The 11469-nt window shown below is 38.6% G+C and carries 7 protein-coding genes; all 7 read left to right on the forward strand.

Annotated features, from left to right (window positions below; translation table 11 throughout):
• Window positions 1–96 precede the first annotated feature (96 nt).
• The 7 genes from MM213_RS03435 to MM213_RS03465 all read left to right on the forward strand — a co-directional run bounded on the left by MM213_RS03435 (window position 97) and on the right by MM213_RS03465 (window position 11461).
• Window positions 97–699 carry an RNA polymerase sigma factor gene (locus MM213_RS03435; RefSeq protein WP_241410108.1) on the forward strand — a complete coding sequence of 201 codons (603 nt, stop codon included), beginning with the start codon at window positions 97–99 and terminating at the stop codon, window positions 697–699.
• 215 nt (window positions 700–914) lie between these two features.
• Window positions 915–1934 (forward strand): FecR family protein, encoded by a 1020-nt coding sequence (locus MM213_RS03440; protein ID WP_241410109.1) that lies wholly within the window; start codon window positions 915–917, stop codon window positions 1932–1934.
• A gap of 152 nt (window positions 1935–2086) precedes the next feature.
• Window positions 2087–5578, forward strand: a complete 3492-nt coding sequence (locus MM213_RS03445) for a SusC/RagA family TonB-linked outer membrane protein (RefSeq protein WP_241410110.1) — start codon at window positions 2087–2089, stop codon at window positions 5576–5578.
• A 12-nt stretch (window positions 5579–5590) separates the two neighbouring features.
• Window positions 5591–7054 (forward strand): RagB/SusD family nutrient uptake outer membrane protein, encoded by a 1464-nt coding sequence (locus tag MM213_RS03450; protein ID WP_241410111.1) that lies wholly within the window; start codon window positions 5591–5593, stop codon window positions 7052–7054.
• 140 nt (window positions 7055–7194) lie between these two features.
• Window positions 7195–8664 carry a BNR-4 repeat-containing protein gene (locus MM213_RS03455; RefSeq protein ID WP_241410112.1) on the forward strand — a complete coding sequence of 490 codons (1470 nt, stop codon included), beginning with the start codon at window positions 7195–7197 and terminating at the stop codon, window positions 8662–8664.
• A gap of 95 nt (window positions 8665–8759) precedes the next feature.
• On the forward strand, window positions 8760–10247 hold the full coding sequence (locus MM213_RS03460) for a PQQ-dependent sugar dehydrogenase (RefSeq protein WP_241410113.1): 1488 nt from the start codon (window positions 8760–8762) through the stop codon (window positions 10245–10247).
• Window positions 10248–10249: 2 nt separating this feature from the next.
• Window positions 10250–11461 carry an Nramp family divalent metal transporter gene (locus tag MM213_RS03465; protein ID WP_241410114.1) on the forward strand — a complete coding sequence of 404 codons (1212 nt, stop codon included), beginning with the start codon at window positions 10250–10252 and terminating at the stop codon, window positions 11459–11461.
• Window positions 11462–11469: the final 8 nt, after the last annotated feature.

Raw genomic sequence — 11469 nt, forward strand, 5'->3', positions numbered from 1 at the left:
AACAATTTTTACCATGCATGGAATTTTTTTTGATTGATGAAATTTAATTAGTTTCTTTGGGAAGTACTCAATAGATAGTACTGTCTAATCATGGCTATGGAAATGAAAGAACATGCACTTCAACAATTGGTAGAGAGACTTTCCAAAGGGGATGAAAAGGCCTTTGGACAGCTTTATCAGCTATTTGGAGAAAAAGTGTATCACATTGCCAGAAAAATGAACCTCAGTCATGAAGATGCCGAGGGAATCGTTCAGGAAGTGTTTCTGAAGATTTGGAAAAAAAGAGCCAACCTTGACCCAGAGCTTTCCATCAATGCTTACATGATTGCAATCGTGCGCTCTTTGGTCATAAAAAAATCAAAAAAAGAAGCTCGTTTTTTCGCATATCAGAAGTACAAAATACCATTGATTTCTTTTGAAGCTTCTAGTGATCCAGAACTTGAATTGATTTACTCTGATTTCCATCATATTTCCTCAGACTTGATTGAGCAACTTCCACCTGCACAGAAGCAGGTATTTATTTTGAGAAATTTTGAAAATCTAAGCACAGAAGAAATTGCTGAGAAATTAAATCTTTCTAAAAGAACTGTTGAAAACCAGATTTTCAGAGCCTCGAAGGGCATCAAAGAAAAGCTCCAAAAACTTAAAATAATTTCAGCAAGTATTTTTCTGCTAATGATTGAATCTGTTTTTTCTTGATATTGATTCAGACTTACAACCCAAGCATCTTTCGCTTAAGCTTCATTTAGTTCTTTCCATAACTGATTTATTCAGTCTGCTGACAATGCCGAACCATTCCGCTATAGTGGAGCGCATAGGCATCGACCGACCGTTGAGGATTATTTTTTCATTTTTTTCAAAGTCGCGTGAGTAAATCTATGTAGATGTGGCTATATGTATCAAGAAAAAGAAAAATGGATCGTAGAAAGCAAATAGAAGATTTTTTCAAAGGTGAATTGACTGAGGAACAGGCAAGGGATTTACTTGCATGGTTAGATTCTGCCGAAGGAGAGGAGTTTATGTCGGCTGAAGTTCTTCAACTTTGGTCTGAAAAACCAATAGACACCAATTATAAAGAATGGGATTCCACATCTCTGTGGGATAAAATCAACAAGAGTAAGGAAGGTTATCCTTCTCCACAATTACTCAAGGAGAAAGTTGCAAAGAATAATGTTTTGCCAAATTGGTTGAAAGTGGCTGCATCTCTCTTGATTTTGGTAGCTTCTTCTTTGGTGATTTTTTCGATTTTGAATCCCAAAAATTCAGATCCAAATACAGAAATGTTTTCGGTGAATATGATTGAGAAATTCAATCCTCCAGGTCAAAAAACAAAAATCCATTTGCCAGATGGTTCTACTGTTTATCTCAATTCAAAAAGTAGAATTACTTACAGTGAAGACTTTATCACCAATCGCCACATTTCCTTAGAGGGAGAAGCATTTTTTAATGTATCGAAAGATGAAAAAAATCCATTTACTGTAGAATCAAATGGAATCACTACAACTGCTTTGGGTACATCATTTAATATTTCCACATTCAACAAAGCTGAAAAAGTTGTGGTCACTTTGGTCACAGGAAAAGTAAAACTCAATCAAGAAGGGGGAGAGAATTTCTTAATATTAAATCCAGGTGAAGAATCGGTTTTATCCAAAGAAGAAAGCTCGATGGAAAAAAAGATGGTGGATGTAAGTCAAAAAACGCTTTGGATGGAAGGCGTATTGAGGTTTGAAGATACCTCCATGGATGAAATGGTCGCTGTACTTGAAAGATGGTATGGTGTAGAAATCAAAGTCAGGGGAAATCAAGGCAAGTTTGTAGCATCTGGAACATTTGAGAATAACGAAACACTCAAAAATGTCCTTCAAGTACTGAGTGCTTCTATTGGTTTTGATTATACTTTAAAAGAAAAAGAAGTGCTTATTCAATTCAAATAAAAGGCTTATGAGTATAAAAAACGCATAAAAAAACAGGAACGTACTGCGAATACGCTCCTGCAAACATCAAATCTTTAACAACCTATGAAAAAACGTTTGGTAGCTGCTTTTCATAGATTAAATCAATGTTTCATTTTACTATTCCCAAAAATATGAAAAAAATATTACTAGCGGTAATTATGTCAATCAAGTTATTATTGAAAGGAGTAGCTTTACTCTGCTTGACATTGGGCCCCTTAATGGCAAACACATCGAAAGCGCAGGTAAAGAGTATCGACGAGGTATTCTTGAAATTAGAAAAAAGCAATTATACGCTTGCTCAATTTTTTAAAGAGACAGAAAATAAAACGGATTTCAAATTTTTCTATACAGATCAAGCTATAAAAACAAGTGAAAATATTGTACTGATTTCAAACTCAGGCAGTGTAGAGGATTATCTTTTGCAGATAGCCAAGCAAACAGATTTGAGTTTCAAGCAGGTCAACAATACGATCAGTGTAATTGTAAATACTAATAAACAAAAAGCAAGAGTCAAAGCTTTGGAAATCATACCAATCACTATAAGAGGTGTGATTAGAGATGATTTAGGTGACCCTTTGCCAGGTGTGACTGTTATGGTAGAAGGAACTACCATCGGTACCGTGACGGATATTGATGGAGTCTACACCATTGATGCCAATGAAGGTCAGACTTTGGTTTACTCTTTTTTGGGTTTTCAGAGGGAGAAAAGGGTTGTCGGAAAATCGAGCACCATTGATTTGACTTTGCGAAAAGAGGAAAGTGATCTTGAAGAATTTGTCGTGGTAGGTTATGGTACACAACAAAAGAAAGATATCACTGGATCAGTAAGCTCCATGAGCGCAAGACAGATAGAGGATCAGCCAATCATCAGTTTGGATCAGGCAATGATAGCCCAGATGGCTGGTGTACAGGTCACACAAGCTACAGGTGCTCCAGGTGGCGGTGCTTCTGTGAGAATTAGAGGTGCAGGATCATTGACTGCAGGAAATGAACCCCTTTATGTTGTGGATGGATTTCCGGTGACCAATGATTTTGATCAAAGAAACAATCCGCTAAATACAATCAACCCAAATGACATAGCAGATATTCAGGTACTTAAAGATGCCTCTGCCACTGCAATTTATGGATCGAGAGGTTCCAATGGAGTAGTGTTGATTACCACCAAATCAGGTAAATCAGGTGTTTCCAAAGTTGATTTCAGTGTAAGTACAGGGATTCAGCAAGTGGAGAAGCAACTAGATGTGTTGAATGCAACTGAATTTGCAAGATATATCAATGAAGCCAGAAACAATGCATGGGTAAATTCAGGACCGGGAAGATCAGCATCTGATCCTAATTCAGCTAGATTGAATAACGTCATGTATTTGCTCCCTGAGCAATTTAGCAATCCTGAATCTTTGGGTGAAGGTACTGATTGGCAAGACGCAATTTTCAGAACTGCCATGATGAGTAATTATCAGTTGAATTTCTCTGGAGGAAATGATAAAACCAAGTATTTCATCTCTGGGGGCTATTTGGATCAAGAGGGAATTATCATCAATTCAGATTTGAAGCGTTATTCATTCAGGGTAAATGTCGATTCAAAAGTAAATGACAGAATCAGAGTCGGTGCTAATATAACACCTTCCTATACCTTCTCCAATCAGTCTTTGGCCGAAGGAAATTGGCAAGGTGGCGGTATCATTCAATCCGCAATCACAGCTGGTCCACATTTGACTCCTTATGATGAAAATGGCAACTATACCAAAATCACTGGTTTAGGAATAGGTACAAGTGAAGTGGACAATCCTGTGAAAATCGCCAATGAATATTTTCACCAACAAAGTAATTTGAGACTTCTCGGAACTGCTTTCGCAGAGATTAACATCATAGACAATCTTAATTTCAAAACACTTGTAGGTGCAGATATGAGAAGTTTTAGAGAAGATATCTTTAGCTCTTCCATCATCAATCCAAACAGTGTCAACCCAACCAAGCCAGCAACGGGAACTAATACAACTTCCGAGACAAGAAACTGGCTTTCTGAGTTTACACTTAGCTATGCAAAAACTATAGATAAACATTCATTTGATGCAGTAGCGGGCTACACGATTCAGCAAGAGCAGTTTGACTTCAATAGAATCAATGGTACAAATTTCCCTAATGACGAAATCAAAACCATGAATGCAGCAGGTTTGATTACCAATGCTTTGTCTACGAAAGAAGAATGGTCATTGATTTCATATTTGGCTAGGATAAACTACAACTTTGACAACAGGTATTTGCTAACGGCTACAGTAAGGAGAGATGGTTCTTCTAGATTTGGAGCAGACAATAGATGGGGCGTTTTTCCATCAGTTTCTTTGGGTTGGAGACTTTCAGAAGAGAATTTCATGAAAGATGTTAGCTGGATTTCTGAGTTGAGATTGAGAACTAGTTATGGTTTGACAGGTAATAACTTTATCACAAATTATGGTTCTATAGGTTTGACTGGCCCTGAGAATTATCCATTTGGATCAGGTTCAGGAACTGTAAATAATGGTATCAGATTGACTAATATTCCAAATAGCAGACTGGGTTGGGAGAGAAACAAACAATTGGATATTGGACTTGAGTTTGGATTATTAGACGACAGGTTCTATTTGTCTTTTGATTATTACAACAAAAGGACTTCTGATTTATTGCTGAATGTTCCAGTACCTACTTTGACAGGATATACTACAGCACTTCAGAATATTGGAGAAATCCAGAATAAAGGTTTTGAGTTTACACTTACCAGTAGAAACTTGGTCAAAGCCTTCAGATGGACTACTGATTTTAACTTTTCCACAAACGATATTAAAGTTTTGGCATTGGGAACTGACGGATCTCCAATAATTTCTAGACAAGCTACATCTGCATCAGCACCGACACATATCACACAGATTGGCTCTGCGCCTGGAAGCTTCTTTGGTTACAATGTAATTGGGGTATATCAAAACCAGCAGGAAATTGATAGCAGTCCTGTAATCATGAATGGAAATGGAACTGTTCAGTCAAGACCAGGTCAGTTGAGGTTTGAAGATGTCAATGGTGATGGAGTAATCAATGCCGCTGATAGGACAGTACTGGGAAGTCCTTTTCCTGACTTCACTTATGGTATGACAAATAATTTTGCCTACAAAAACTTAGATTTCTCCTTTACACTTCAGGGAGTTCAAGGATTCGAAGTGCTGAATGCAGCGAGAAGATATTACGGTAATTATGCTGGATCTTACAATGTGTTGAGTAGTGCATCTAATGGCTGGAAATCAGAAGCTGATCAAGGAGATGGTGTTTCGCCAATGATCGACAGAAACTTCAATGCCTACGCAGGTAGCAATGTCGTGAACAACATCACTTCTTTGTTTGTAGAAGACGGTTCATTCTTGAGAATTAGAAACATTACTTTAGGTTATACCTTGCCTTCATCCTTATTAAATAGACTTAAAGTAGCTAATGCTAGGGTAAACTTCACAGTTCAAAACGCATTTACTTTCACCAAATACGAAGGCTTCAATCCTGAAGTAAGTGCCCAAGGAGGTAGTCCTTTGGTTCCTGGGGTAGATGCTGGTGGTTATCCACTTGCACGTTCATTTATGTTTGGTTTAAACTTTGGCTTCTAAATAGATATAGCGATGAAAAATATTAAAAATTTATTGATAATTGGAATAGCTGGTTTATTGGCAGTGACAAGTTGCAGTGAGGATTTCTTGGATAGGGCACCGATTTCACAGCAAAACAGCAATAACTTCTACCGAACAGCAGAGGATATGAAAAACGCTCTGACTGCTGTTTATGGTTCACTTCAGTATGGTGGGCAGTATTATTCTTCCATTCATGTGATTGGTGATATGCGCTCGGACAACACCGAGATCACAAATCCAAATGCAGGTGCAGACCTGCAAGCAGTTGATGATTTCACTAATGTGGCTGTCAACTCAATTGGCAACAACACCTGGAATGCAAACTATCAGGGCATCCAAGCTGCAAATATTGTTATTGAGAAAATCCAAGCGGTGAACATGGATCAAAATCTAAAGACAAGATATATCGGTGAGGCAAAATTCCTAAGAGCTTTGATGTATTTTAATATGGTCAGAATTTTTGGAGATGTGCCATTGGTAGTCACTGTAATCAATAATCCGCAACAAGGATATGATTATGGTAGAGAGTCGGTAGCAAATGTATATAGTCAAATTATTTCTGACTTGACAGATGCCGAAGAATCGCTGCCATTTACTTATGGTGCTGCAGATATAGGAAGAGCTACGAAAGGTGCAGCAATGGCACTTTTGGGTAAGGTTCACCTTACACTGAAGAATTATCCAGAAGCTGCGCAAAAGTTAAAAGAACTGATTGACGCTTCAGGACAAACGAATTATCAGATTTTACCTCAATATGCTTCAATCTTTGGAGCTGCAAATCAAAATAATGCAGAGTCTATTTTCGAAGTACAATTCAAAAGTAGCTCAAGTGGAGAAGGTAGTCCATTCACCAACCAATTTGCTCCAATTGGTTCGGGTAGAGCTGTAGTTTCAATTGGAAATCCACTAGGGCAAAATATCCCAACTGCAGATATGAGCAATGCTTATGAAGAGAATGATTTGAGAAAAGACGTATCTATGCGAACAAGCTATGTACTCAATGGAAATACCGTAAACCACAATTATGTAGTCAAATACTCAGGTACTCCTGCAGCAAATCTAGACAGTGACAACAATTGGATTGTGTTGAGATATGCTGACGTACTTCTGATGTATGCAGAAGCGCTCAACGAACAAGGATATGTAGCTGACGGTCCCGCTTTTGATTATTTGAACCAAATCAGAAATAGGGCAGGACTTCCAAGCAAAACCAGCACAAATGCTGACCCAAATTTGAGTGTTCCAAACCAAGTGGCATTTAGACTTGCCGTAGAACAGGAAAGAAGAGTTGAACTGGCATTTGAAGGTCACAGATGGTTTGATTTGATCAGGACAGATAGGGCTTTGGATTTGTTAAGCGCAAAAGGAATGCAGCCACACATGTCAATCTTCCCTATTCCACAAAGTCAGATTGACATCAATCCTACGAAAATTTCCCAGAATCCAAATTACTAAATAAAACCCCACATAGAACACGATTGTCCCTGCTGCTCCATTTCGGTGGAGCGGCGGGAATGATCACACTTTCATCCTCAAAACCCTTGGTTAATTCAGAGGACTGGAATCCTATTGACTAATTTKAATCTAAATTCATTATGAAATTTACCTTTCTTTTATCCACTTTGGCTTTGTTGATTTTTCAAACTTCAGAAGTCTCAGCTCAAAATGTATTGACCTTGAATATCAAGGATGACGGATATCGAGGGATCTGGTATAGCGATCAGCCTTCCAATGACGAATATGTTTACAAGTACAGCGGTGGATTGGGGACCTATCCTGCCAATCATTATCCTTTTTCAATTTATGTAAAAGAAGTTAACAAGACTTTTTTCTGCTATGGTGGTTCGGATAAAGAAGGTAAGACTTTACTTCATGCAGTTTCATTTTTTGATCATAAAAGTAAAAAAGTGCCAAAACCTACAATCGTTTTGGACAAGAAAACAAATAATGCACATGACAACCCTGTCATGAACATTGATGATGAAGGTTACATTTGGATTTTTTCCACAGCACATGGAACCAACACACCTGCATACATCCATAAGAGCATCAAGCCTTATGATATTTCAGAATTTGAGCAAATTTTTGCCACCAAAAAGGTAGAAGGAGAAAATGTCCCAATGGACAATTTTTCTTACCTACAGACTTGGTATCAAAAGGAAAATGGATTTCTGAATTTGTTCACACATTATGACCGAAATGTAATCCCCAAGCAAGCCACCAAACCCCGAAGAACTATTGGTTTTATGACTAGCAAAGATGGAATCGAATATTCTGAATGGAAGGATTTGGCTATCATCGAAGAGGGGCATTATCAGACAAGTGGACAGTTTGAAAATACAATTGGAACGACATTCAATTTCCATCCTTATAGAGAGGGAGAAAATGGACTGAACTATAGGACAAATTTATACTATCTACAAACACCAGATTTTGGGAAAACTTGGCAAAATGTCTTTGGTGAGGAAGTTAACATTCCGTTGACAGAAATAGAAAATTCAGCTTTAGTAAAAGATTATCAGACGCTAGGTGCGAATGTCTATATCAATGATTTGACTTATGATAAAGATGGGAATCCCATCATTCTGTATCTCACTAGTAAAGGCTATCAGTCAGGCCCTGAAAATGGCCCTAGATCTTGGTTTACTGCCAGATTCACCGGTTCAGATTGGGAAATCAAGCACTTGGCAGACTCTGACAACAACTATGATATGGGTTCTCTCTATGTTGATTCGAAAGGAAATTGGACTGTAGTAGGTCCAACGACTCCTGGCCCACAAGCTTATAATACTGGTGGAGAAATGGTCCTTTGGACAAGTTCTGACCAAGGAAAAAACTGGAAAAGCAAAGCGATGACAAGCAATAGTGAGCGCAATCATTCTTACGCCAGAAGACCGGTCAATGTCCACAATGATTTCTTTGCCTTTTGGGCAGATGGACATGGGCGTAAACACGATATCTCGAAACTTTATTTCTCCGACAAAAAGGGAAGGGTTTATCAGCTTCCGGAAAACATGAAAAATGATTTTGAAAAGCCAATACGATTGAAAATTCCAAAGAGGTAAATCGGTCAACAGTTAATGGTTAACAGAAAAATCACAACGATTGGTTGCAATATTCCATATTGATACGAATAGTAAGCTTATCCATATACTATATCATGAAAATTCAGATTACAGCACTTTTAGCAATTTCTTTTCTTTTTTCCTGTTCGTCCAAATCGGAACTGGAACTTCCCCTTATTGACAATATTGCGCTTGAAAAAAGCATGTTGAAAGTGGAGATTTTGGCGGAAAACTTGGATGTTCCTTGGGATTTGGAGTATGCTGACGATGGGTTTCTGTGGTTCAACGAACAAGGTGGGAAAATTTCTAGAATTAATTTGGAAACCGGAGAGATTCAGGAGCTTTTGACCATCTATGAAGTTTGGAGAAAAAGAACTGCAGGCCTATTGGGTTTGGCTGTTCATCCTGATTTTGTGAATAATCCATACATTCTTGTGAACTACACCGTCATGATGGACAGTGTGATTTCCAATAAATTGGTAAGATATACTTTCGAAAATGAAGCGCTAATTTCACCTCAAGTGTTGTTGGAAATTCCCGGGAATACAGCACACAATGGTTCAAGGATCAAATTTGCCAAGGATGGGAAAATACTTTGGGCTACAGGAGATGCTTATGGGTTTGACAATGCTCAAAGTGATACTAGCCTGAATGGAAAAATCCTGCGAATCAATTTGGATGGCAGCATTCCTAAGGACAATCCCAATCCAGAAAGTTATGTTTGGGCAAAGGGTTTTAGAAATATACAGGGTTTGACCTTGGATTCCCAAGGCAGAATTTTTACTTCAGAGCATGGAGATGCGATAGAAGATGAAATCAATTTGATAGAAAAAAGCGGAAATTATGGATGGCCTGCCATTGAGGGCTTTCATGATTTGGAAGAAGAAAAGGAATTTGCAAAAAAGAATAATACCATTGAGCCTGTATATTCTTGGACACCTGTAGTAGCACCGGCAGGACTTGATTTTTATGGTGATTTACCTATCGAAGAATGGAGAAACAGTCTGTTATTGACCACTTTGAAAGGAAAGAGTTTGCGGGTTTTGAAGTTGAGTGAGGATGGTAAATCAATTATAAATGAAACTGTATTTTTTGAAAATCACTATGGAAGATTGCGGGATGTAGCAGTATCCACATCAGGAGATATTTACATCGCAACAAGCAATCATGACTGGAATCCTCAGCCAGGATTTCCGTTGGATGGTGATGATAAAATTCTCAAAATCAGCTTGACGAAATCAGCATCCCAAGAACCTTTGACAGGAACTTCTCCAAAAACAGAAATCGAACTGGATGGGAAGCAACTTTATAGTAACTACTGTGCATCGTGTCACAAAGAGGATGGGACTGGAGTCAAGGAAGTTTTCCCATCCTTAATCGATAATCAGACAGTATTGGGAAATCAAGAGCAATTGATCAAAATCATGTTAAGTGGGATTGAAAACAAGGAAAATGGGCAGATGATGCCATCATTTTCATTTATGAAGGATGAACAGCTTGCTGCGATTTTGACATTTATCAGACAGGAGTGGGGAAATACTTCTTCAGCAATCAGCCCAAACACAATCAAAGAAAAGAGATAGCCATGTCCAATCAGAAAAATAGCAATAAAATCATCTTGAAACTTATGGCACTTGGGCCAGGCATTATCACAGCTGCCTTGGTTTTTGGGCCAAGTAAGATGACCATTACTTCCAGGTTGGGCGCTGAATATGCCTATGACATGCTTTGGATTGTGGTGGTAGCTATTTTCTTTATGTTGATTTTCACAGGAATGGGAGCAAGAATCGGCATAAGCAGCACAGAAAGTTTACTTACACTCATCAGAACCAAGTGGGGGAAATTTGCTGGTATTACGATCGGATTGGGTGTTTTTCTTGTTTCGACTTCCTTTCAGGCTGGAAATTCGATCGGAGTAGGAATAGCTGTAGCCGAAGCAAGTGGTACCAAGCCCTGGATTTGGGTTTTGGTTTTCAATGCACTCGGAATTGCCTTGCTGTTTTTCAGAAGTTTCTATAAGACTTTGGAAAGGTTGATGATAACCTTGGTAGGGATCATGCTTTTTTCATTCCTGACTACCGTCTTTTTGGCAAAGCCATCTTTTTCTGGAATTGTAAATGGATTTATCCCTTCTGTCCCGAGTGGTTCCGAAGGTTTACTGATCGCATTTATGGCTTCTTGTTTCTCGATTGTCGGGGCGTTTTACCAGTCGTATTTGGTACAGGAAAATAGAAAACCTGGTCAGGTGGGAGAAAATAAAAGTGCTACAGGCATTTTGATATTAGGTGTAATGAGTGCCGTGGTGATCATTTGCGGAGCGGCAGTTCTGCATCCACAGGGAATCCAAGTGAACAGCGCCTCGGAAATGTCCATTGCCCTGCAACCGCTATTTGGTTCTTACGCTTCCCATTTGTTTTTGGCAGGTTTGTTTGGAGCATCATTTTCTTCCTTGGTTGGCAATGCGACTGTAGGTGGGAGCTTGTTGGCTGATTCACTTGGTTTTGGGAAAAGTTTGAACGACAAAATTGTCAAAAGCTTTATCGCTTTGGTGATGGTTTGTGGCGCGAGTATTTCCCTGATCTTCGGCAAGCTTCCACTCGAACTTATCATTTTCGCCCAAAGTGTTACCATTTTTCTCGTGCCATTTATTGGTATGGCAATGTATGCGATTGCGAATGACGGAAGTATCATGAAGAAAAATGTAAACAATGGTTTTGCAAAATCCATAGGAGCTCTTGGCTTGCTCTTGCTTTTGGGGCTCGCAGGATGGAATTTCTATCAATTATTCATAAAATAAATGCTTTT

Source organism: Belliella alkalica, from assembly GCF_022549785.1.
GTDB lineage: Bacteria > Bacteroidota > Bacteroidia > Cytophagales > Cyclobacteriaceae > Belliella > Belliella alkalica.

What these genes read in the sequence shown, in the direction of transcription:
- MM213_RS03445 (WP_241410110.1), top strand. Translation starts at nt 2,087, where the DNA reads ATGAAAAAAATATTACTAGCGGTAATTATGTCAATCAAGTTATTATTG.
- MM213_RS03455 (WP_241410112.1), top strand. Translation starts at nt 7,195, where the DNA reads ATGAAATTTACCTTTCTTTTATCCACTTTGGCTTTGTTGATTTTTCAA.
- MM213_RS03435 (WP_241410108.1), top strand. Translation starts at nt 97, where the DNA reads ATGGAAATGAAAGAACATGCACTTCAACAATTGGTAGAGAGACTTTCC.
- MM213_RS03460 (WP_241410113.1), top strand. Translation starts at nt 8,760, where the DNA reads ATGAAAATTCAGATTACAGCACTTTTAGCAATTTCTTTTCTTTTTTCC.
- MM213_RS03465 (WP_241410114.1), top strand. Translation starts at nt 10,250, where the DNA reads ATGTCCAATCAGAAAAATAGCAATAAAATCATCTTGAAACTTATGGCA.
- MM213_RS03440 (WP_241410109.1), top strand. Translation starts at nt 915, where the DNA reads ATGGATCGTAGAAAGCAAATAGAAGATTTTTTCAAAGGTGAATTGACT.
- MM213_RS03450 (WP_241410111.1), top strand. Translation starts at nt 5,591, where the DNA reads ATGAAAAATATTAAAAATTTATTGATAATTGGAATAGCTGGTTTATTG.